Here is a 23,913-nt window from a genome sequence, read left to right as displayed (position 1 = left end):
ACGTACACACTTACATCAACCAGGTTGCATTTTCTGGCGCAAGTGAGTTTGTAGAAAAATTTAAAGATGCGAAAGATGCAAACGAAATCATCGGTAAATTTGGTTTGGGTTTTTACTCAGCCTTTATGGTTGCCGATTTAGTTGAAATTAATACGCTATCATACCAGGATGGTGCAGAACCTGCCCGTTGGGTGTGTGATGGAAGTACTGAATTCGAGATTACAGAAGGTACCAAAACGACCCGAGGTACTGATATCATTCTTCATGTTAATAAAGATTCAGAAGAGTTTTTAGAAGAGTCGAAATTGCAGGAAATCCTTGATAAATACGCTAAATTTTTACCTGTTCCAATTAAGTTTGGTACCAAAACAGAATCAGAAGAAGATGGCGAAGACGAAGAGGGAAAGAAAAAATATAAAGACGTAGAAGTTGATAACATCATCAACACCACCAATCCGATCTGGACTAAAGCACCTGCAGATTTGTCAGACGAGGATTATTTAAAGTTCTACCGTGAACTATATCCTTTTAGCGAAGAACCATTATTCTGGATTCACTTGAATGTTGATTATCCATTTAATTTAACGGGCGTATTGTATTTCCCTAAGTTGAAAAACGACTTCGAAATGCAACGCAATAAAATTAAATTGTATTCTCGCCAGGTATTTATTACTGATGAAGTAAAAGATATTGTACCAGAATTTTTAATGTTGTTGCATGGTGTAATTGATTCTCCTGATATTCCATTAAACGTATCCCGTAGTTTCCTACAAGCCGACAGCAACGTTAAAAAGATCAACAACTATATCACTAAAAAAGTAGCTGATAAATTAGCTGAGCTTTTTGCAAAAGACCGTAAATCTTTCGAAGATAAATGGAAAGACATTGGCTTATTCGTTAAATACGGAATGATCAGCGAAGAAAAATTTTACGATAAAGCAAAAGATTTCGCTTTGGTTGGCAATACTAAAAATGAACTTTATACTTTAAACGAGTACAAAGAGAAAGTTGCCCCATTACAAACAGATAAAAACGGAACAGTTGTTTATTTGTATTCAAATGATGCCTCTAAACAAGATGCCTTTATCCAATCGGCGAATAAAAAAGACTATGATGTTTTAGTTTTAGATTCTCCAATTGATAATCATTTCATTCAGCAGCTAGAACAAAAATTAGAAAAAACTTCTATTAAACGTGTTGATTCTAGCGTTGCTGATAAGTTAATTGAGAAAGATGAAGTTAACGAACATGTTTTAAGTGAAGATCAGGTTAAAGAAGTAACCACCATTTTCGAGAAAGCAATCACCAAACCTGGTATGCAGGTTGAGGTTGTGGCTTTAAATCCAGATGAACTTCCGGTAACCATCACTATGGATGAATTTATGCGTCGCATGAAAGACATGGCAGCAATGGGTGGCGGCATGGGCTTTTATGGTCAGATGCCTGATAGCTATAAAGTAGCGATCAATGGAAATCATAAGCTGGTAAGCAAAATTTTAAAAGCAGAAGGCGAAGAGCAAAGTAATTTGGCTAAGCAAGCTGTAGATTTAGCTTTGTTGGCTCAAGGGATGTTAACTGGTGCAGAACTTACTGCATTTGTGAGCAGAAGCGTTGAATTGATTTAAGACTAATAAGATTAATGAGAAAAGGGAGAATCGAAAGATTTCTCCCTTTTTTATTGAGTTCTAAACCCAAAAATTCTTTCTGCATAAAAAAAGCCCTAATGAATTAGGACTTAATCTCTATAGAATTTTCGGGACTCTTAGATTAAAATAAATATGTTTAGCTGGCAATTGATTTTTGCTCCACATTGAAATAATCTTTGTGTTCTTCAATCATCTTCGCAATGGTAGCCGCTTTTGTATCAGTAAGTTTAAACTCAAATAATGGCTCCTGATTTTTCTTAGATTTTACCATTTTTTCGGTGTAGAACCGGTAAACAAGTCCGTTAGTTAGCAAACCATATTTCGCTTTAGTTTTACGGAAATACTTAGATAAACGTGAATCATGAATATCCAGGTTATCATCATGGTGTTTACATTCTACTAAAATTGTAGGTTCACCATCTTTCATAATGGTGTAATCTACTTTTTTGCTTTTCTTAACACCGAAATCCAAAACCGCCTCCGATTGTACTTCAGATGGATCAAATCCTAATATCTGAATAAAAGGCATAACTAATGCGTTTCTCGTCAAATCTTCAGTTTGAACTTGCGGAAGCATTTTCTTAATTCTAACAGCAAACTGGCCGATTTCGTCTTTAAGTTCCATGATTATGTGATATAGATTTTAGATGTTTTAAATGGTATTATTTCAATAATGGTTTTACAATCTTAATATTTTACTGTATTTGTGTTTTATTTAAAATTTGCCAAACCCAGTATTGTATGGCCTGTTTTTAATTACTTATCTACAGGCTACACAAGCATGGGCAGGCAGATGTAAAGGGTTAATTAATTTATTTACCTGTTACGGCAAATCATATTAATTATCTGTTTTTGGCAAACAGTATAAAGATTATTAAAATTAAATGAGGAGGTTATTTTTTTACACGAACCCGTGAGTTTATTACACGAAACCGGAAAGTTTTTTACGGTGAAAATTAGGCCCAGTTTTTTTTAATGTGGCAGGCAAAATCAAATATTTTTTTATTTAACTTGCGTTAAAATCATTCCAATATCATATTTACTATATCATGAATCTAAAATGCGTCGTTATTGATGACGAACAACATGCGATTGAGGTACTTACGGACCATATAGCAGAAATGCCAGGCCTAACGGTGTTCAAGACATTTACGAGTCCAGTTCAAGCCTTAACTGAAATTAGTATTGACGATGAGATCGATCTGCTCTTCATGGATATTGATATGCCTGGAATTAACGGTTTAGAACTCGCTAAAAACATCAGGGAGAAAGCTAAATACTTAGTTTTTACCACTGCACATCCTGACTATGCACTGCAAGCTTTTGATGTGCAATCAGATCAATACCTGCTCAAACCTATATCCTTTGCAAAATTTGCATTAGGTATTGACAGAATTTTGAAGAAGGAAGCAAATAATGCCAAGGCTGCTTCAAAAGATGCCGATCAGGTGGCGGCACTTTATATTAAAGGCGACCACAAATACGCTTTTTCTAACATCGCTATCGATGAAATACTTTATATCAAAGCGCTTCAAAATTATATACAGATCATCACTAAAACTGAAACGCATACCACCTACCTTACGTTAAAGGAAATTGAAAAAGCTTTAGAAAACCACGCTTTTATCCGGGTGAATAAATCGAATATTGTGGCTAAAACTGCGATCAAAAAGGTTGATGGAAATATTATCCGCCTGGTAAATAATGAAATGATCCAAATTGGCGAAGGCTATAAAGAAGCTTTCTTCGCCTATGTACAAAGTAGCTTATTGAAATCTAACAGAAGTCAATAAAAAACTAGAATTCAAAAATAAAACTTGTTGCTTGAGTGTGACCCATTTCAGTTGGGTTAGTAACGAAGTTAGTTTTAGCTTTAACGTTTTTGTAAACAAAAACAGTTTTTTTAGCGATTTTAGCAGTAGTGTTTTGAGTTTTCATAATATATAACAATAAAAGACTAGAATTCAAAAATAAAACTTGTTGCTTGAGTGTGTCCCATTTCAGTTGGGTTAGTAACGAAGTTAGTTTTAGCTTTCACGTTTTTGTAAACGAAAACAGTTTTTTTAGCGATTTTAGTTGTAGTGTTTTGAGCTTTCATAATATATAACGATAACAAACTAAAATTCAAAAATAAAACTTGTTGCTTGAGTATGTCCCATTTCAGTTGGGTTAGTAACGAAGTTAGTTTTAGCTTTAACGTTTTTGTAAACAAAGACAGTTTTTTTAGCGATTTTAGTTGTAGTGTTTTGAGCTTTCATGATATATAATTTTTAAGTTATTATTTGTTGTTATTTATTTCTGTAAAGGTGCAGTGTTAAATCAACCTCAACCATTTTTTTACACAAAACATCGATTTTAGGGGATCAAAACAACATTTAAGTAGATATAACGCCGAAAAATGACCTATTTTACTATTCAGAATCTTTACAGAAATTACAAATTTCACCTTCTTATTTGGAGCTTATACATCCTTGCCGATGTATTTATTTTAGGTTTTGCATATGAATTCAAAGAGCCAGGGGTTTACGTGATTGTTTATTTCACAAATATCCTGGCATTTTACATTTATGCTTTTTTATTAAAAAAAATCCTGGGTCATGAAAACGGTTTAATAAGAAACATACAGATATCATTACTCGTAATATTGGTTATTTGTGTTTATACAGTTTTCAGTTATTTATTAGTTGATTTTTTTGAATATCTGAATCTTATAGCCAGTGCTCCTAAAAGAAAACTAAATCAGCTATTTGTTTTAAATGCAGTATATAGAGCCATTCTATACATTGGCTATGCTACTGGTTATGTTTATGTCATAAAATCGTTTGAAGATAGGAAAAAAGTAGAGGCTCTTGAACGTCAAAGTCTTGTTACACAGATAGAAAAGCAGGCCTTAGAGAATGATCTGGTACAATCTCAAAATAATTTTCTTCGCAGTCAGATCAATCCGCATTTTTTATTTAACACCCTAAATTTCATTTATAATGATGCCCGCAAAAAGGCACCTATGGCTGCTGATGCAATCATGAATCTGGCTGAAATGATGCGATATGCGCTTAAAAGACCAGAAGCATCAGAAATGGTGCCTTTAAGTGAAGAAGTGGAACAGATAGAACACTTAATTAACCTGCATCAGTTACGAACGGCAAACACACTCAACCTGAAACTAGAAGTAAATGGCGATTTATTTGGCATACGGTTTCCTCCGCTTATTTTGCTAACGCTGATCGAAAACATATTCAAACATGGAAATGTTACGCACTCTACGCAAACTGCAATTATTAAGATAGATTACAATAACAATAACCTAAACATTAGTACCATAAATATGGTGAATGATGTGAAAGGAAAGGAGCATGAAAGCCATCATGTAGGTATTGACAATATTAATAAGCGATTGGCAAACTTTTACAAAGATGACTATATTTTCAGATACTATAAAGATCCACTGAATCGATATATTACTGAAATAGACGTTCCGGTAATAAACCCAATGGCGAAATTAAATCTTAACCAATAGCATTTTTACGTTGCATATCTTTTAGTAAAAAATAATACATTACCATTTCATTTGTACGCTGGTCTCTGCTAAATAAGCGGTTTACATGCATGTGCATTAAATCGCTAAACAGTTTTACTCTCCGGCTTCCTTCAGTTTTCTTTAATATTGCTATAAATGAATTTTTAAATACGTTAAATTCATCGCATAGGCGATCATCAGTTAACTCAGGAGTAGTTCGGTACAACTGATATTGTTGATTGAGTTTTTTAAAATCAGTGGCCTCCAAATGATGTTCCGCATTAAAAGAATCAGACATTAGTTTGATAATCTTAATCATCTCTTTCGCATCGAACACCCCACCGTCTCTCAGTTCATTTACCACTGCTGAGCACCATTTGTATTTTGTGAAAGCGTCAGTCTGATCTTGCAATACCAATAATACAAACTCACTGTCGACCGAAAAATGTGCTTCTATTTCCGAGATCAAGTCTGCACCATAACGCTCAATTTCCCTTTTGTAGGTTTTCAGTTGAAGATCTGAAACCAAACCGCTATTAATATAATCCTGGAGATAGTCGCCAAAAGCAGAAATTAATTTTTGTCCATCCGCTTCCTTATGCAGCAAAACCCTAAAGCGCAGATGGTTACCATTCTCGTTGTACCTAATAAAAAACCATGATTTGATGGAGGAAGAAAAATCAGCCAAAAAAGCAGGAACAACACCAATTAAAAGTTCATCTGAGCGTTGCTGATGGCAAAAAATTTCGAAATACAACCATTCTTTCCCGGGCAAAAAAGTACTTTGAATCGCTGTTTTATGGCCATTTAAATCATCTACATCTCTATAAATACGATCATCATGATTAAGATTAAGGATAAACTGAGCCAGATATGGTTTTTGCTGCTGATCTACCACCGAAGTTACAGATGGAAAAATCACTTCTTCCAGATACAATTTGGTTTGTTTCTGCATAAAAAGAATCAGGGCATTTAGATCTTCATCAGCTTCTAAATCAAAACAAAGCGTTTGATCGGACAAACCGGTTTTGAAAAATCTGCAAACACCTCGTGTTTTCAAAAAAACACGACAGTTTTCAACGGTTATTGCCGTTTTACCCGGATAAAAATCCCCCTTATTTACCTGCCATTTTGCAGCGCTCAGAACAACATTATAATACTGAAAGCGAGGGTAGAAATCTAAGTCAGGAAAAATGCCATCAAGCGGAAGTGAAAGGCTGGTTTGCAAACCCTGATGTTGCAAATCGCAAAGTAACCTGAATACAGAGAGATCAGAACGGGCATAATTATAAGCAGAAGCCAGACGTGGAATTAGCCGTTTGTTTAATTGCCTGGATCTTAGAACCACTTCATTATTTCTCACAGAGATATAAATATCGCGGAGCGAAAGCGGCGCATGGGAAGTATCAAAATTGAGGATGGATAACTGATGGTCGTAAATCAGTTTCCGACGATTGATATTATCCACATTCGTTTCAACCATGTATGCCACATCGAAAAACATGACTTCAGGATTTGCGTTTTGTTCAATTGCCGAAGTTTCTTTGCAGTAAGCTTCTACCGCAGCATCAGCGATAGAAAACCGACCTGTTAAAGCATTTGCAGTCGCTCCGCCAATTTGGTCAATGCAGATTAAATCATCAGTCAAAGACATTAATAAACTAAATGAGTTTGGCAAGATACTTTCCCTTTCATTCGTATCAAACGATAACTGATTCAGGAAAATAGGCTCATCAACCTTAAAACGCTCAGCTAAGAGGTTAGCTTTTAACGCCGCCTTTAAATCATTTTTATTTTTCTCACTTTTTTTCTCACCCTTAAACTGCGCTACAAAATCATCTTCGCCTGCTTGTTCCAATTCATCATAACCAATGCCCATTTCCGGATCTAGCGCTACAGAGAGTGCAATTTCTTGCTGATCAAACTTTTGCCTGAACCTTCTGATGAAACTTGTTAATGCCTCTCGCTCATTGGACTTTAAAATTTTGCTCAATAATTGTATCAAGCCAGGCAAAGGTTTAAGCAGTTTTTCATCTAGTCCCCCACTAATTGTTTTTCGCTCTGCGATGAGATACTGAGGTTTATCTGCAGTGGCTGCAATCCCGATCCTTTCGAAGTAATCCTGCCCTACAATATTCGGATCCCGATCACTGAAGATAAGCTGTAAGGCATGCATATCTGCGATGAGGCGAAGTGCATCTGTTTCTGCATTTGCATCCAAATCAAGTTTTGCCAACAATGCTTTTACCGTTATCGGCTCACTGCAAATATTAAGAATTTGTTCAACCAAATCATGCTGATCGATTTCTGCCAGTTCAAAAACACCATCGGTACAGGCGATATAGCGGATGCCATCGCTTGTAGTATAATAGCTGCTATTGCTAAATAATTCAACATTATCCGCCAGTAAACGCTCAAAATCAAAATGGAGTTCATTGCGATAAGGCCAGTCGATGAAACGATGAACAACTTGCGCTTCATTGATGATAATTTTGCTTTCCGCTGTTTGAAATGCCTGATTTAAAAAGCTGAAACTGGCGAATGTACCATAAGGTGTGGAACGATATTTCGCCCGGTTAAAATATTTCCAAATGGTGAAACTTATTTTTGAAGGAAGATTATTTAAATCATCAGCCTGAACATCCTTTATCGTTTCATAAAAAGCGGATGATGATACCGCAATTGCTTCTTTAAGTTCATCCCAACAGGAAGCAAGATCAGCTTGATAAGAAAATTTAGGCGTTCGGAAAATGATAGAGGGATGGATATTAAGTTTCATGGAAATCAATTATCAGGCGAAAATTACAAAGATTAATCTTAAAACAAACATTCATTGCAACTAAAAAAGCCACCTTCAACATTTGAAGATGGCTTTCAACGGGACTTATTTGAGTGTTTATTTCTTTGTAACTTTAAATTCTGTTCGTCTGTTTTTTGCCCTTCCTTCCGGATTATCTTTCTTCTTTTTACCTTTTCCAATCTCATTTGGTGCAATTGGCATCGATTCACCGTATCCTTTTGATGTCAGGCGTGATTCGGAAATTCCTTTACTCACCAAATAATCAACGCATGATTTCGCTCTTTGATTCGACAAATCCAGGTTGTACTCATCGGTACCAATATTATCAGTATGAGAACCCAATTCGATTTCCATTTCCGGATTATCTTCCATAATCGGAATTAAAAAATCCAATACTTTCTTACTGGGTTCTGTAAGCTCAGCGCTGTTAAATTCATAGTAAACGTTATCTAAAGCAATTGGAATACCCAATTTGAACGGACTGATACAATAATCTTTGTAAATCATGGTATCGGCCTTCGCCAATTCCTCATAAGGATAATTTTTGGTGATCGAGAAATAGTTATCCTTTGCAAAAAGCAATTTAACTGGCCGTTTTGAATCTACGCTAAACAGGTATTTGCCATCAACACCGGTGATCACTTTTTTTATTGCTTTCTGCATTTGAAAAAGTAACTGTTGCACCAGCCAATGGCAATTTCGTTTTGCAATCTGTGAGGATACCGCCTATGTTAAATGATTCTTTTTTAACTTCAAACACCTCTAAACAGCATGATGACTCGCGATCGGAACTGATATAACCCCTTGTGCCCTGCTCATTTGTTGCAGTAAAATACAAATCGTCTTTCGATGAGTTAAACGGATAGCCAAGATTTTTCGGTTCGCTCCAGGTAATTAAATCGCCTTCGGCTTCAAAAAAATCCATTCCGCCTAAACCTACTCTCCCATCGGTACTGAATAAAAGTTTTTTGGTTATTGTATTATAGTTTGGAGCCCGCTCATCATCTTCAGTATTTATAGTTGGCCCCAAATTCACCGCCTGCCCAAGCGTACCGTCTTCACGGATGGTACAATACCATAAATCAAATTTGCCATATCCGCCGCTTCTGTCCGAAGAGAACAACAGGTACTTTCCATCGGCAGTTACAAATGGCTGGCTCGAATTAAAATCTTTGCTATTAATTTCTAAACCTACCTGTACCGGATCCGACCATTTATCATCCATCTTTGTAGCGGTGTAAATCGAATATCTTTCTCTTTCTCTCCAATAGGTAAAATAAACCCTCTTGCCATCTGGGCTAAAACTTGCCGCGGCAGTCTCTACGTTTCTTGGTAAATTCAGATCCATCATCCTTACTGAAATATCAGCTACACCAAGATCGGTTTTGGTGGTATATAAATTATTGATAAAGGGATTGGCTTTTGTAGAAATCTGCACTTCACCGGCGTCTGTTTTCATAATATCTTTTTTGCCTGCAGTGGCTACCGGGCGAGAAGAGGTAAAGTAAAAATCGTTACCCACTTTAACAGGAGCATAATTAGAACCCAGTCCGTTTACGTTACTGGCTATTTTTCTAACCTGCACCATTCGTGGAAAACGCATTTCCTCTAAAGCAAATTTGCAGGAAGCAATTTCTTTCTGCGCCTCTTTAACCAATGGATCATTTGGGTTTTTTCTAATGAATACCTGAAAAGCATCAATAGCAGGCGTAAACTTTTTATTTGCCCTTAAGCATTCCGCGTAATAAAATTGTGCTTTTCTGTAACGGGTGTTGGTAAAAGTAATGGCCACCGCATAATACTTTTCTGCTTCAGAAAACTCCCGGTATAAACGGCTCGATTCTGCCAAATTGTAGATAGAACCTTCATAATCTTCAATCACCTTTTCATCTTTTGCCGATTTTCTTTCCGTGCCGTATGGAAGAATTGCAAGGGTGCTATCACCAGTAATTTTTAAGGCTTTTTTATAAAATGTAGACGCCGCATAGTAATCTTTGTTTTCAAAATAAGTATCGGCAACTCTTTTATAATTTACCACGTACTGTGCATTTGCGTAACCAAAAGGTGCCAATAATAAAAACAGTAATATTTTTTTCATTTTGAATATCGATTATAAACGTGGACAGAAGAAGTTTGGACCAATGATGCCGTTTCTACCAATCAGTGAAATTGATAGTTCCAAACCACCATTACTGTTTGAAGCCCTGCTGAAAGATGAAGTATTTACATCGTAACTCAATCCAAAAACCATGTTACGTAACTGCAAACCAACAAATGCAATTGCCGCATCCTTTACACGGTAATTACCGCCAAACAAAATATTTGAAGAAGGATTTACATTTAGCTGAGCGTAGGCGCCTAAAGAAATTTCATTGGTATTTCCCTGATACATTACCAAAGCATTCGGCACAATATCCAATAGTTCGGAGGCCCGGATTCTGGCGCCGCCATGACCGGTAAAGCGCATGGGGATACGGGAATCTGTTCCTGAAAAACGGTCAGTTGGCCTGGTGAGGTGAGCAACACTTGCACCTAAGAAAACATTTACACCTTTATTTGGGTTCCCGTCAAAATACATGATCCCGGCATTTACATCTGGAACAAGTGATGATTGCGACTGGAAAGTTTCTCCACTCATCATGCCTCCATCATAACCAGAAATGGGATTAAACTGGTTTCCGAAACGACCTTGAGAAAAATCGAAACTTCTGTTAATAATTCCGGCCTGCAAGCCAAAGCTAATCATCTGCAAGCCTTCAAAACCAAATCTTAACCGATAGGATCCTGATACCAGTGCCGTTAGATAATTAAAATCCAATTCACCTGCCCTTTGATTCAGTACAGTTGCACCAAAAGCGAAATTCTTTTTAGGTGCCATATCGAACGAAGCGCCTCCGGTAAGGAAAGAGTTGTTTAAAGCGCCCCATTGCTGTTTAAAATTTACGCTGGCCCTGTAATCGCCATCTACCACTCCTGTTAAAGCAGGGTTAAGCCAAAGCGGATAGGCATAATATTGCGAAAAGTGCGGATCTGTTTGCGCAAATGATTTGGCTGAGCAAATCATCAAGCCCACAACAACTGCATACACTTTTAAAATCGATAATATTTTCATGGAATTTGATTTTTTCTGTTTATAAATTAACCGGCTCATATCTATCTTAATAAGGTAACAGTACCTTTTCTCACCACAGTTGTTCCATCTGTAAGCTGCGCTTCTACCATGTACACATACACACCAATTGGCTGATTAACCCCTCTAAAAGTTCCATCCCATCCGTTTGCTACATTATCAGATTGGAATAATAACTGCCCCCATTGCGTGTAGATAGACATTTTAGCACTTGCGATGGTATTTCCATAAATTAAGAAAACATCATTTTTACCATCGTTATTTGGTGTGAATGCATTCGGAATGTATATCTGATTGCCCAGCGGATTGCTTGCCTTGCCTGTTACTGGTGTTGAGTTTGCACTGGTTTGGCAATCTAACTGACCTTTAGCTCTTACGATAATCGTAACCGCCTGATCTGGCTTTAAACCTACTGCGAGATAGGTTGTACCCACCGCAGCCTGCCACGTTAATCCATTATCTTTTGAAACCTCATAACTTGTAGCGCCATTTACTGCCGCCCAGGCGAAGGTTACACTATTTGGGGTTGTAGACTGAACAACTACTGATGGCGCTGATAATACAGGAAGTACAGTTACAGTAACTCCAGTTCTGGTAGGGCTTGCGCAACCACCAATTGCAATACTTTCTACGTAGAAGATTGTTGTTGCACTGATGTTTGGTGTAGTAAATGTAATGCCTTCACCAATTGAAGTTCCGTTTGAGCTTGTAGTATACCATCTGTAAATTAATCCTGCTACCGGGTTATTGACAGTTAGTATGGTATTGCTGCCAGCGCAAATGATTCCGTTTGCCGGCGTTACTGAAGGCGGAGCCACTGGTACTGGTAAAGCAAGTACGTTAACCGAGGTTCTTGATGATGATAAACATGATCCGTTAGCTCCTTCAACATAATAAGTAATATTAGTAGTTATTGCGGGTGTGATAAAAGTGTTTCCTGTTCCCACTATTGTACCACCAGATGGTAAGGTATACCAGTTGTAAACAATATTTGCCTGAGGACTTGAAACAGTTAACACAGCTGAACTTCCAATACATACACTTACGTTAGCAGCTGCAACACTCGGAACATTCGGTTTTTGATTTACGGTTACGGTAACCTTAACCCTGCCGCCATTATTATTACAACCTCCTGCACCTACTGCTTGAACATAATAATCTGTGGTTGTATTGATTACAGGTGTAGTATATGTTGTTCCCGTAAATAATAAGCTGCCACCTGTTGCCGCAGTGTACCATTCGTAGGTTACACCTGCTTGGGCATTGGTGATGGTAAGCGTGGTAGGCTCGCCAGCACAAATGTTGGTTCCTGTTGTGGCCACAACCGGGCTATTTGGAATGGCACTTACTGTGATAGCTACCGCCAATGCGTTTGCTGCAGTATTTTCGCATTTATTATCTCCGCGAACAGTTACATAATAAGTGGTATTACTTGTTAATGCAGGTGTTGTAAATGAGGCTCCGGTAAATACTACTGTTGAGAGCGCAGCATTGCTGTACCAGGTAAATACTGGATTGATTACGGTAGTGCTTGTAGCCGTTAGTGTTGTCGTGCCACTTGTACAAATCGTAGTTGAACCAGATACAGCAACATCAGTTGATACTGCTCTTGGAGTAACGATAACCGTTACCATTTTAGCACTGGCAGAGCTGTTTTCACATTTGTTAGCTCCTTTTACGGTTACATAATATGTAGTGCTTGTGATTAAATCCGGTGTGGTAAAGATCGGACCAACAAAGGCTACACTGGTTAACGAAGCATCGTTATACCAGGTGAACACCGGATTTGTCACCGTAGTTGAACTGGCATTAATTGTTGCTGTTCCCGAACCGCAAATGATTGCCGGACTAGAAACCATGATATCTGCTGCCGTAGCAACTTCATTCACTGTCACCGTAACCACTTTAGCGGCTGATGCTGAACTTTCGCACCTGTTGCTGCCCTTTATAGTTAAATAGTATCTGGTAGTTGCATTTAATGTTGGTGTGTTAAATGTTGCACCAACAAAAGCAACCGATGTTAAAGCAGCATCGTTGTACCAGGTGAAAACCGGATCGTTAACCGTTGTAGTGGTAGCTACTAATGCAGTCGATGATCCACCACAAATCGTGACATCATTAGCCATAACATCTGTTGCATTGGCTGACGGTGTGATCGTAATTACCACTGCTTTGCCATTACCAGCAGCATTCTCACATTTATTATCTCCTTTAACGGTTACGTAATAGGTAGTAGTTGTATTTAAAGCTGGTGTAGTAAATGTACTGCCAACAAAGGTGATGTTGGTCAAAGCAGCATCGCTATACCAGGTAAATATTGGATTAATTACATTCGGAGAAGTTGCGGTTAACGTAGCTGAAGCTCCGCCACAGGCAGTGGTTCCTCCATTCACTATGATATCAGTAGCTGTAGCCAACGGGTTAACGGTAACCACAACTGCTTTGGCATCAGCAGCTGAATTTTCACATCTGTTGCTTCCTTTAACCGTTACGTAGTAAGTTGTGGTTGCGGTTAAATTATTAACGGTAAAAATCGGGCCGACAAATGCTACGCTGGTTAGCGATGGATCATTATACCAGGTAAATACCGGTTGAGTAACAGTTAAGCTTGAGGCTACTAGTAATGCTGAAGAGCCTGAGCAAACCTGGGTATTTGCTACGGTTAAATCTGCAGATGTTGCGAATTCATTAACTGTTACTGTAATTGCTTTTGCAGTATTCGGTTGATTTTCACATTTGTTATCTCCTTTAACCGTTACGTAGAATGTTGTACTTGTAGTCAACGCACCGGTATTAAATGATGTACCTGTATAAATTGGCGTTGTTGAAAGTGAAGCATCAGCATACCAGGTAAATACTGGATTGGTAACTGTAGTAGATGATGCTGACAATACTGTACTTGCTCCTTTGCAAATTGATGTGATTCCACTTAAAGCAATATCCGAATCAGTTGCATAAGGATTAACAGTAATCGTTATTGGTTTAGCTGTTGCGGCTGTGTTTTCACATCTGTTACTTCCCTTAACTGTAACATAGTAAGTCGTTGTTGCAGTTATAGTAGGCGAATAAGTATCTGTTGTATTTACAATGGTGGTTAAACCGGCATCACTGTACCACGTAAATACGGGATCAGTTACCCCATTTGCTTGTGCACGTAGTGAAACTTGTGCACCAGCACAGATCGAGGTAGGACCCGTTAAAGTAATATCAGTTGCTACTGCAATTGGGTTGAATAAGATGCTAACCTCTTTTGCATTCCCTGCCGTATTTGCACACTTTCCTGTTCCACTAACCGTTACGTAATATTTTGTGGCAGCGGTAAGGGACGGTGTAGTAAATGTTGCAGTGTTCGCGGCAACCAATTGCGTAAGTGCTGCATCGCTGTACCAGTTAAATACAGCATTTGCTATCGAACTCGATGCAGTTAAGGTGGTAGTTGCCTGCGAACACAATGAGGTGTTACCCGTTACAGTGATATCGCTTGCTAAAGCTGAATCGTTCACCGTAATTGAAATCATTGTTCTGGTAGAGCTTGAACAGCCGTTTGCATTAACCAACTCAACATAGTAGTTTGTAGTTCCAACGGGTAAGTTTGCCGGGGTTAAAAATTTATTGTTGTTGGTTACCAGCATATTTCCACCAGTAGGTTGATCGTACCAGTTATAGGTATTTCCAGCTACTGCAACCACACTTAACTCCACTGGGGTATTCAAACATGTTGTTAACGGATTGCCTGGAGTTGCTGTCGGTGGTGTAGGCGGAGGAAGTACAATGACAGTTGCCCTAACCTTCACTGTTTCGCAGCCATTGGCATTGGCAGTAACGAAATATTCATAAGTATTTGGCGCTAAAGTTGGATCTGTTGTAAATGTTGGTCCATCTTTTCCTGCTTGATATACGCCTCCCGCATACCACTTATAGGTAATTCCTGGTTGAGGATTTTGAACACTTAAAGTAGCAGCTGAACCCTGACACACACTTACCGTAGCTGTAGTTAAAGCAGGTGCAACAATTGTTCTTTGTGCATAATCAAAGTTAACTGATGTTAATGCGCCCAATAAGCCAGCATTTAATCTCAATTCCACTTCATCAAATTGACTGGTTGGAATAATGGTTAATATACCGGTATTGTTCCCTGCTAATAATTTTAAACTAATCAATGGGTTTGAAACTGTAGTCACATCACCGTTGCTGTTTCCATTTAAATAAGTGGTAACAGAAACGTTTGGCAATAATGCTAATGACAGCAACTGACCAGGAGTAGTTATTTTTAATCTTAATGTATCACCAACATTAGATGCAGATGGGAATTTTAACCTTTGATATACTGATGATCCTAATAATCCTACAGGTATTACCAGTGTAGAGCCTGTAGTAATATCTCCATCGATAGCATTATTCGGATTAATTACTCCAGCTCCAATCGAAATACCACCAGTTACGCCATTGGTTTGTGCAGTTGCTGCTCCGCATGGTGTTGGTACAGGTGTTCCTGCCGGGATAACTGTTACATCAACACGGGCTCTGGCTGAAGCACATCCACCAGGGATTATTGCTTCAACAAAGTAGCTTGTGGCACTTGATAATTGAGGCGTGATGTAATTACTTGTACTCGAATCAACTGTACTAAATACCGGAGTAGTTCCAGTTTCAGTAGTGTACCAATTAATGGTTACACCCGCTGTACTTGAAGTAGCTGTTAAGGAAGCTACTGATCCTTCGGTTATGGTAACCGAAGATGGCGTAATTACAGGAACTTGAATATTACCAATAGTAATTGTTCCTGTTGTTCTGGCAGATGCAGAACCACAGCTATTTACAGCTTCTACACTGTAAGTACTGTTCGTTGTAATATTTGATACCGTGAAAGTTGGGCCATCAAAACCTGCCTGATAAACATTTGCACTATCATACCATCTGTAAGTTGTTCCAGCAATTGGATTTTTAATCTGGAATACAACTGAAGTATTGATACAGGTTTCTACATTCGGAACCAATAACTCTGGTTGTACAGGAGTTGGAGTAACGGTTACGTTCACCACCGTTCTATAACTCACACAACCTGATGCAGATACTGCAGCAACAAAGAATTTCGTATCCCCAGTTAAAACTGGTGTGGTAAAAATAATACCGTCTTTACCTGTTAAATAAGTTCCGTCTGCATCATACCATCTGTAAGTTAAGCTTGATGATGGATTACTAACCGTCAATTGAGTTGTTTGATTCTCACAAGCTGTTACATTTGAAGAAACAACAGTTGGCGCAACCAAAATGCGTTGTGCATAATTAAAGTTTAGTGAACTTAAAGCCGTTGCAACGCCACCGTTTAATCTAACCTCTACCCCATCGAACGTTGTCGCTGGTACAAAAGTAATTAAGGCCTGAGTATCGCCGCTTAGGAGTTGAACATTTAACAAACCACTACTTAGCGTTCTAGCATCACCATTGCTGGTTGTTCCAAGGTAAGTTGTGATTTGAGTATTTCCTAAAACACTTAATGATAGCAATCTTCCCGGAGAGGATACCAATACCCTAACCGTATCGCCTAGGCGGGATACTGACCCAAAACTTGCTCTTTGGAAAACTGATCCGCCTAAAGCGCCTACAGGTAAAATTAATGATGACCCTGTTTGGGTATCGTTATCAATCGCTAAACCTGGATTAAATACACCTGCCAGCACACCTAAACCAACAACGCCATTGGTTTGTGCGGTTGCTGCCTCACATGGAACAGGATTTGGCGAACCACCTGTATTTACGGTCACTGTAATTTGAGCCCTGCCTAACGAAGCACATCCATTTGCAGAAACAGCTTCCACATAATAAGTGGTTGTAGCAGTTAATGATGGCGTTACATAAGTTGGGCCTACATAAACTGGCGTAGTCGCCGTAGCCGAGTTATACCAGTTGAAGGTTACATTGGCTTCAGATGAACTAGCGGTTAAAATTGCAGTTTGCCCTGGGGCTACAGATGATGAACTTGTAGTTAATGTAGGTAAAGCTGGAGCTTGGTTAACCGGCACCAATACCGTTGCTCGGCTAGCGCTTACACAAGTGCTTTGAGCTGCTTCTACATAATAGGTTGTACTAGCCGTAAGCGCTGGCGTAGTTACCGTTGCACCCGTTAAAACCGGAGTTCCGCCAGTTTGCGTAGTAAACCAATTGTAGGTTACTCCGGCAATTGGATTGGTAACAGCTAATGTAGCCGGACTTCCTGCGCAACTAGCAGTAACGGTTGCAACTGTTGGAGTTGCTAATGCCGGTGTAACAGTTACGGTAACTGGAATCCTTAACGGATTGGCACAGGTTGCTCTCGATACTTGAATATAATAAACAGTAGTAGCTGTTAAGGCCGGAGTAGTGAATGATGCACCGGTAGCCAATTGAGTACCAGCGGCGTCGTACCAGGCAATAGCAGTACCACCATTGGCAGTTGCTGTTAACGTCGCGGTGGCACCTGAACAAATTGTTTGTGAACCCGCAGTGATAGTTGGTGCCGGGTAAGTAATGGTTGCCCCGTAAACATCCAAGCTGGTTACCGCAGAAACCAAACCGCCGAAACGTATCTCTACCCGATCAAATGGCGCTCCACCTAAAAGACTTGCTGCAAAACGGTTTCCACTTAAAAGTTGAAGGTTAACCAATGATGAACCCAGTTGCACCGTTCTAACAACCGTTGTTCCGTTTAAAATTGTTACTGTGGTGTTATTTAATACCTGTAAATCCAATAAACCGCCTGGTAAGGCTAAGTCTAAACGAACGCTATCGGTTGCGGTACCCGAAATTGGAAACCTTAATTGTTGAAATCCTGTTGATGCCACACCAACAGCTAACGTAATTCTGGTAAAATTATCTGGATTAGTGTCAGTTGAATTCCCTGCTCCTGTGATTCCACATAATACACAGATTCCGGTGATACCGCTTGTTTGGCTATTGGCCGCATTACAGGCTGTACCACTTCCGGTAGGAATAACGGTAACTGTTACCGGAACGCGGCTTGCACTGATACAACCGTTGGCATTTGTAGTTTCTACATAATAGGTTGTGGTTGCACTTAATGCTGGTGTAGTAAAAGATGTTCCAGATCCAACCTGTGTACCCCCGGTAGCTGCGTCAAACCAAGTAATGGTATTTCCTGCATCGGCCGTTGCCAATAGCGTAGTAGATTGATTTGGATTAATGACTTGATTGTTGGTGGTAACCGTTGCCAAGGTAGCTGACGGATTAATAGAAACTGTTACCGCTGTTCTTGGACTTACTGCAGTTCCAGAAACGGCTTCTACATAAAAGACGGTTTCACTGGTTACTGCCGGAGTGATAAACGTGCCATTGTTGTTGGTGGCTAAAGGTGTTGTACCTGTAGCACCGTACCAATTGTAAGTAACACCGGCAATTAAATTGCTTACGGTTAAGGTTGCAGGTGAACCAGAACATACGGTCGCATTCGCCACTACGGGAGCATTAACGTTTACCGCAATACTATAACCGGTTGTGGCTACATTGCCACTGGCATCTCTCGCTGTTACTGAAATTGTATAATTACCACCTAGTGTTGGTACACCTGTAATTTCTCTGGTGTTGGTATTGAAGCTTAATCCTGGAGGAAGATTAGTCGCTATATAAGTATAAGGACCAGTTCCACCGGTAACCGCAGGAAGGGTTTGGGTAGGGTAAGTAGTTCCCACTATTCCGTTTGGTAATGTTGCTGACGGAAGGTTTAAAGCGCCAATCACTTTCAGCGAATAGTTACCTGTTGCTGATCTGCCCTCACTGTCAGATACATTTACGGTAACCACATAATTTCCGGCCTGAGTAGGTATGCCTGAGATTTCTCTTGTAGCATTATCAAAATTTAATCCTGGCGGAAGATTAATTGCGCTATAAGTGTATGGACCCACACCACCCGTTGCAGATGGAATGGTTTGCGCCGGATAATTGACTTTTTCAGTACCATCGGCTAAAGTAGCTGCCGGCAATGCCAGCGGATCGATAATGGTGATGGAATAGGTTGTAGTAGCTGTTTTATTTGTGAAGTCAGTTACGGTTACCGGAATAGGGAAAGTACCAGATTGTGTTGGTGTACCCGAAATCTCTCTTGTTGCTGGATTAAATGATAAACCCGTTGGCAGGCCTGTAGCTGAATAGGTGTATGGTGTGGTTCCGCCAGTTGCAGAAGGAATAGTTTGTGTTGGATAAACCAGACCGTTTGTTCCGTTTGCTAGCGTAGCAGGCGGCAACAATAAAGGATCGGTAACTTTTAAAGTATAATTTGAAGTAATAGAATACCCATTAGCATCAGTAACAGTGATTGGGATTATATAATTTCCAGGCTGTGAAGGAGTGCCCGAAATTTCTCTGGTTGTTGGATTGAAACTTAATCCCGGAGGTACACCAGTAGCAGAATAGCTGATAGGGCCAGTGCCACCTGTGGCTGCAGGAATAGTTTGCGTTGGATATAAAGTTCCGGTAACGCCATCTGGCAATGCGCCTGGAGCCAATGCCAATGCTGGAGTAACGGCTAAAGTAAAAATTGCAGTAGTTGAACAGTTTTTCGTATCGGTTGCGATAACTGAAAATGTTGGATCGCCTGTAGCAGTCGGCGTTCCGGTAATCAATCCCGTGTTTGATAAAGATAAACCTGCAGGCAAAGTACTACCTGAGGCTAACGCATAGGTAAAACCAGGTGTACCACCTGTTGCAGCTGGCAATTGTTTGCTGTAAGGGAATGAAATACTGGCGTTGCTTAATGTTGTTCCATTAAATACTATAGCAGGATTTACGGTGATGGTTACCGGAGTTCTCGTCGGGTTTGAACAAACAGTGCCGTTGATTAATTTATTAACCTGAATGTAATAGGTTGTAGTTGCTGAAAGCGCTGGTGTTGTAAAATCTCCACCATCAGGATTTAATACCGTTGCGCTTACAGGACTATCAAAATAGCTAACGGTTGTTCCGGTAACCGGTGTAACCGATAATTTAGCTGAACTACCCGCACAAATAGATTGTGCACCAGAAATAATAGTTGGGTTAGGATAAATTTGAGTTGCGCCATAAATATCTAAGCTGTTTAATGCAGAAACTACACCGCCGAAACTCACCTCGACGCGGTCGTAAGTTCCGCCCGCAGCCAGTGTATATGCAAACCTGCCTCCACCCAATACAGTAAGTGATAATAATCCGCCACTAATCTGAACTGATTTCACCTGAGTGGTTCCGTTCAAAACCCTTACGGTGATATTGTTTAATACGTTCACATCCGCGAGGCCACCCGGTAATCCTAAATTTAAACGAATGCTATCCGTAGCTGCGCCAGGATTCTGAAAAATGAGTTGTTGCACTCCTGAAGCACCAACGCCTACACCTAATGTTAACCTGGTAAAATTGTTAGGATCAGCATCAGTAGAATTACCGGCCCCGGCGATGCCACATAAAATACAAATTCCATTTATGGCTGTGCTTTGGCTTCCAGCGGCGTTACATGCAGTAGCACCTGATAACGGAATAACTGTAACCGTGACTGGTACCCGTGATGCACTAACACAACCTGCTGCACTAGTGGTTTGAGCATAGTAAGTTTTTGTTGTTGTTAATTGTGGTGTTGTAAATGAAGAACTGTTACTTACCGGTGTGCCACCTGTTGCAGCCTCAAACCAGGCAATGCTATTTCCCGCATCAAAAGTTGCGGTTAAGGTTGCGGTTTGACCAGCATTGATCGCAATATTGCTGGCAGCTACTGTTGGCAATGCTGCCGGTGGATTTACCGAAACCGTAACAGCCGTTTTTGCACTTACGGCAGTACCGGAAATGGCATCAACGTAAAACGTAGTTTGTGCGTTTACAGTTGGGGTGGTAAAATTCCCTGTGGTATTAGTCTGTATCGGGCTATCACCAGTTGGACCGTACAAGCGATAAGTAAGCGAAATATTTTGTGGATTATTGCTAACTGCCAGGGTTGCGCCAGAGCCTGTACAAACAGTTGTTGACGCCACAACTGGTGCAGTAACATTTACATTGAGCGTATAGGTGGTGGTGGCATTATTGTTTGCTGCATCTGTTGCAGTAAGTGAAATTCCAAAAGTACCCCCAACTTCTGGCCTACCTGAAATCTCCCGGGTAACGGGATTAAATGTCATTCCCTGAGGAAGACCCGTAGCCACATAAGTATAAGGCTGTGTTCCGCCACTTACTGCTGGTAAAGTTCTGTTTGGATAAGTTGCTCCAATCGTTCCATCGGCTAAAGTAGTTGATGGCAAGTTAAGCGCACCGATCACTTTTAAAGGATATGAACGGCTGGCTGTTCTTCCTCCGCCATCAGTTACCGTTACTAAGATGGAATAGTTACCAGCCTGAGCTGGTGTACCTGTAATCTCACGGGTGCTGGCATTAAAAGTTAATCCGGCAGGTACATTGGAAGCGACATAAGTATATGGGCCTGAACCTCCTGTTGCCGGAAGAATTGTTTGTGTAGGATAAGTTACTTTTTCATTTCCATCTGCGAGCGCTGTAGGTGGTAATGTCAATGGATCGAGTACGGTTATCGAATAAGTGGCAGCAATCGTTTTTCCATCAGCATCTGTTGCAGTAACCGAAACAGGATATGTACCTGCCAGTGTAGGCGTTCCTGCTATTGTTCTGGTACCAGGTGTAAAGGTTAATCCCGGAGGCAAGCCGGTAGCCGAGTAGCTATATGGCGTGGTGCCGCCCGTAGCCGAAGGGATAATTTGTGGTGTATAAACTTGTCCGGTCGTACCGTTTGCTAAAGTTGCAGCAGGTAAAACCAAAGGATCAGTAACCTTTAGTGTATAATTTGAAGTAACCGTATTACCATTTGCATCGGTTACTGTTACCCGTACAATGTAATTGCCAGGTATTGTTGGTGTTCCTGTAATCTCTCTTGTGCTTGGATTAAATGTTAAACCTGCAGGAACATCTGTCGCAACATAGCTATATGGCCCGGTGCCTCCAGCCGCAACAGGAATTGTTTGTGTTGGATATAAAACATTTGTAATTCCATCAGGCAAAGCACCAGGTACCAGGGTTAAAGGGCCTGTTACGGTAATTGTATATGCTGCGGTTAGGTTACATCCCCTGCTATCAGTAGCCACAATAGAAAAATTGTAATCACCTGGCACAGTTGGTCTACCAGCAATATCACCGGTTGACGATAGTGTAAGGCCAGCAGGCAATGAACTACCAGATGCAAGAGCATAGGTAAAACCCGGGGTTCCACCCGTTGCAGGCGCAATTTGCCGGTTATAATTGGTTCCGCTCGTTGCATTGGTTAGCGTGGCACCACTGAAATTGATTAAAGGATTTACAGTCACTAACGCTGGTACTCTGGCCGATTCCGTTGTACAGGTTAATCGTCTTGCCGCAACATAATACGTTTTGTTTGCTGTTAAACCAGGCGTTTGATAAACACCGTTAAATGCAACGGTAGCCAGTGGATTTCCACCCTCTGCCGCCTCATACCAAAGGAGTTCATTGGTATTTGCTGTTGTTGCCGTTAAACCTACAGGCACGTTATAACATGCCTGGAAAGTATTACCATTCGGACCGCTAAATGTTGGTCTTCCGGCAGAACGCGTAACACCATAAATATCTATGGCCTGCAATACATTTACTCCTACAAGCGAGTTTAGAGTAACTTTAACCCGATCATAAGCGCCTCCGGGAGAAAAAGGAATGGTAACAATAGATCCGTTGTTGAGTAAGCCAAGTAAATCAAGGCTCAATAAATTTGGATTTATATTTTGCGTGGCGACTACCTGAGTTCCGTTATAAGTAGTAACACTAATATTATTCAGTAAACCGAGATTTAATAACGAGGGTGTTGTTTTAAACCTTAAATTAACATCATCAGTTGGATTAGATAAGCCAGAAAAATAAAAAACCTGGCTGGCGGTGCCACCAACTGCCAAAATACCTAAACTCAATTGAGAAAAATTACCAGGATCAGCATCAATGGCCCGTTCAGTATTAATGCCTCCTGAATTGCCCAGTTTTAAAGCATCTAGTGAAATGCCTGTACCCTCATAACTGGTTGCAAAAGCTTGTGCACAAGGATCACTCCCCGAAAAATGAAGGGCAGAATATACTTTGGTATTATTAGATGTACCAAGTAATAACGCACTGGTAGCATCACGAATAAATATGCGATCGTAAATTTGGCTCGGGGTGATGGCTACATAAAATTTGCCTGTAGCATCTTTTATCAAACGAATATTATTGCTCGAAAACTGCCCGGCACTCGAACCCTCCAACACTGTTTGCCCTGAAGCATTTCTTGCGCCAACGGTAAAACTGTGATTTCCTAAAGCCACATTGCCTACAACGTTAGCTAGTAAACCGCCTAAGTTACCGCCCAATAATGCATTCAATAAATCCGGGTCAGAATCTATTCTGATGTAAGCAGTTGTGTTTGCTGCTACATTTGATGGAAACTTTAACTCCAGTTCTCCTTCAAAGCGGCCACCACCTAATAACAGTCCTCCGTACGAATTTACCTGGGCAAAGCTCGTTTCATCGGCATTAGTGGCATTAGTGGGATTGGTTACGTTTGAACTTGCACTAACACTATTTGCATAAATTGTATTTTGCGCATACGATTTGGAATTTAAGAACGTTAATAAAATGATGAGTGCAAAAATTAGATAATTGCAGATTTTTCCGTTTAGGAAACGAGAGGTAAAATTTTTCATCATGTCAGGCGTAATTTGGACGATTTATAGTTGTCGCAGTTATTTACTAAGGAGATTTGGTAAACACTACAATGACAAATCTACATTTCGAATAGACTTCTATTTCATCCATTCCTATT

Annotated in this window: 10 protein-coding genes; 3 read left to right on the top strand and 7 right to left on the bottom strand. The window is 40.0% G+C overall.

All coding sequences use genetic code 11. The annotated features are described in order from the left end of the window. Window positions 1-1,625, top strand: a 1,625-nt coding sequence (gene htpG / locus ON09_RS03905) for a molecular chaperone HtpG (protein WP_010599753.1), incomplete at its 5' end; no start/stop codon positions are given. Window positions 1,626-1,782: 157 nt separating this feature from the next. Here htpG and ON09_RS03900 read toward each other — a convergent pair. Continuing rightward, on the bottom strand, window positions 1,783-2,271 hold the full coding sequence (locus tag ON09_RS03900) for a type I restriction enzyme HsdR N-terminal domain-containing protein (RefSeq protein ID WP_010599752.1): 489 nt from the start codon (window positions 2,269-2,271) through the stop codon (window positions 1,783-1,785). A 424-nt stretch (window positions 2,272-2,695) separates the two neighbouring features. Between ON09_RS03900 and ON09_RS03895 the strand changes: the two genes are divergently transcribed. Continuing rightward, the gene (locus ON09_RS03895; protein ID WP_010599751.1) at window positions 2,696-3,439 is read left to right on the top strand and encodes a LytR/AlgR family response regulator transcription factor; all 744 of its coding nucleotides are present in this window, start codon (window positions 2,696-2,698) and stop codon (window positions 3,437-3,439) included. A gap of 324 nt (window positions 3,440-3,763) precedes the next feature. Here ON09_RS03895 and ON09_RS25080 read toward each other — a convergent pair whose 3' ends face one another. Beyond that, a complete protein-coding gene (locus ON09_RS25080; RefSeq protein ID WP_157258826.1) occupies window positions 3,764-3,904 on the bottom strand; it encodes a hypothetical protein in 141 nt (46 codons plus the stop codon). Window positions 3,905-4,044: 140 nt separating this feature from the next. Between ON09_RS25080 and ON09_RS03890 the strand changes: the two genes are divergently transcribed. Then, complete coding sequence (locus ON09_RS03890) at window positions 4,045-5,163, top strand: sensor histidine kinase (protein ID WP_010599750.1); 1,119 nt, start codon at window positions 4,045-4,047, stop codon at window positions 5,161-5,163. Here the strand turns inward: ON09_RS03890 and ON09_RS03885 are convergent. The 5 genes from ON09_RS03885 to ON09_RS03870 all read right to left on the bottom strand — a co-directional run bounded on the left by ON09_RS03885 (window position 5,153) and on the right by ON09_RS03870 (window position 23,797). After that, on the bottom strand, window positions 5,153-7,942 hold the full coding sequence (locus ON09_RS03885) for a lantibiotic dehydratase (protein ID WP_010599749.1): 2,790 nt from the start codon (window positions 7,940-7,942) through the stop codon (window positions 5,153-5,155). The genes ON09_RS03890 and ON09_RS03885 overlap by 11 nt on opposite strands. 117 nt (window positions 7,943-8,059) lie before the next feature. Beyond that, window positions 8,060-8,626 carry an OmpA family protein gene (locus ON09_RS24995; protein WP_086003383.1) on the bottom strand — a complete coding sequence of 189 codons (567 nt, stop codon included), beginning with the start codon at window positions 8,624-8,626 and terminating at the stop codon, window positions 8,060-8,062. Then, entirely contained in the window at window positions 8,589-10,061 is a 1,473-nt protein-coding gene (locus ON09_RS03880) for a PD40 domain-containing protein (protein ID WP_086003382.1), read from the bottom strand. The genes ON09_RS24995 and ON09_RS03880 overlap by 38 nt, the downstream gene beginning before the upstream one ends. A 12-nt stretch (window positions 10,062-10,073) precedes the next feature. Then, a complete protein-coding gene (locus tag ON09_RS03875) occupies window positions 10,074-11,075 on the bottom strand; it encodes a PorP/SprF family type IX secretion system membrane protein (RefSeq protein WP_039841815.1) in 1,002 nt (333 codons plus the stop codon). Between the two features lie 41 nt (window positions 11,076-11,116). Next, complete coding sequence (locus tag ON09_RS03870) at window positions 11,117-23,797, bottom strand: Ig-like domain-containing protein (protein WP_010599747.1); 12,681 nt, start codon at window positions 23,795-23,797, stop codon at window positions 11,117-11,119. Between the last annotated feature and the right edge of the window lie 116 nt (window positions 23,798-23,913).

Origin of the sequence: Pedobacter agri PB92 (assembly GCF_000258495.1) — a bacterium.
GTDB classification, from domain to species: Bacteria; Bacteroidota; Bacteroidia; order Sphingobacteriales; family Sphingobacteriaceae; genus Pedobacter; species Pedobacter agri.
The sequence above is the reverse complement of the archived record's forward strand: the minus strand, read 5'-3'. Positions and strand labels throughout refer to the sequence as shown.

What these genes read in the sequence shown, in the direction of transcription:
- ON09_RS25080 (WP_157258826.1), bottom strand. Translation starts at nt 3,904, where the DNA reads ATGAAAGCTCAAAACACTACAACTAAAATCGCTAAAAAAACTGTCTTT.
- ON09_RS03895 (WP_010599751.1), top strand. Translation starts at nt 2,696, where the DNA reads ATGAATCTAAAATGCGTCGTTATTGATGACGAACAACATGCGATTGAG.
- ON09_RS03875 (WP_039841815.1), bottom strand. Translation starts at nt 11,075, where the DNA reads ATGAAAATATTATCGATTTTAAAAGTGTATGCAGTTGTTGTGGGCTTG.
- ON09_RS03870 (WP_010599747.1), bottom strand. Translation starts at nt 23,797, where the DNA reads ATGATGAAAAATTTTACCTCTCGTTTCCTAAACGGAAAAATCTGCAAT.
- ON09_RS03900 (WP_010599752.1), bottom strand. Translation starts at nt 2,271, where the DNA reads ATGGAACTTAAAGACGAAATCGGCCAGTTTGCTGTTAGAATTAAGAAA.
- ON09_RS03890 (WP_010599750.1), top strand. Translation starts at nt 4,045, where the DNA reads ATGACCTATTTTACTATTCAGAATCTTTACAGAAATTACAAATTTCAC.
- ON09_RS24995 (WP_086003383.1), bottom strand. Translation starts at nt 8,626, where the DNA reads ATGCAGAAAGCAATAAAAAAAGTGATCACCGGTGTTGATGGCAAATAC.
- ON09_RS03880 (WP_086003382.1), bottom strand. Translation starts at nt 10,061, where the DNA reads ATGAAAAAAATATTACTGTTTTTATTATTGGCACCTTTTGGTTACGCA.
- ON09_RS03885 (WP_010599749.1), bottom strand. Translation starts at nt 7,942, where the DNA reads ATGAAACTTAATATCCATCCCTCTATCATTTTCCGAACGCCTAAATTT.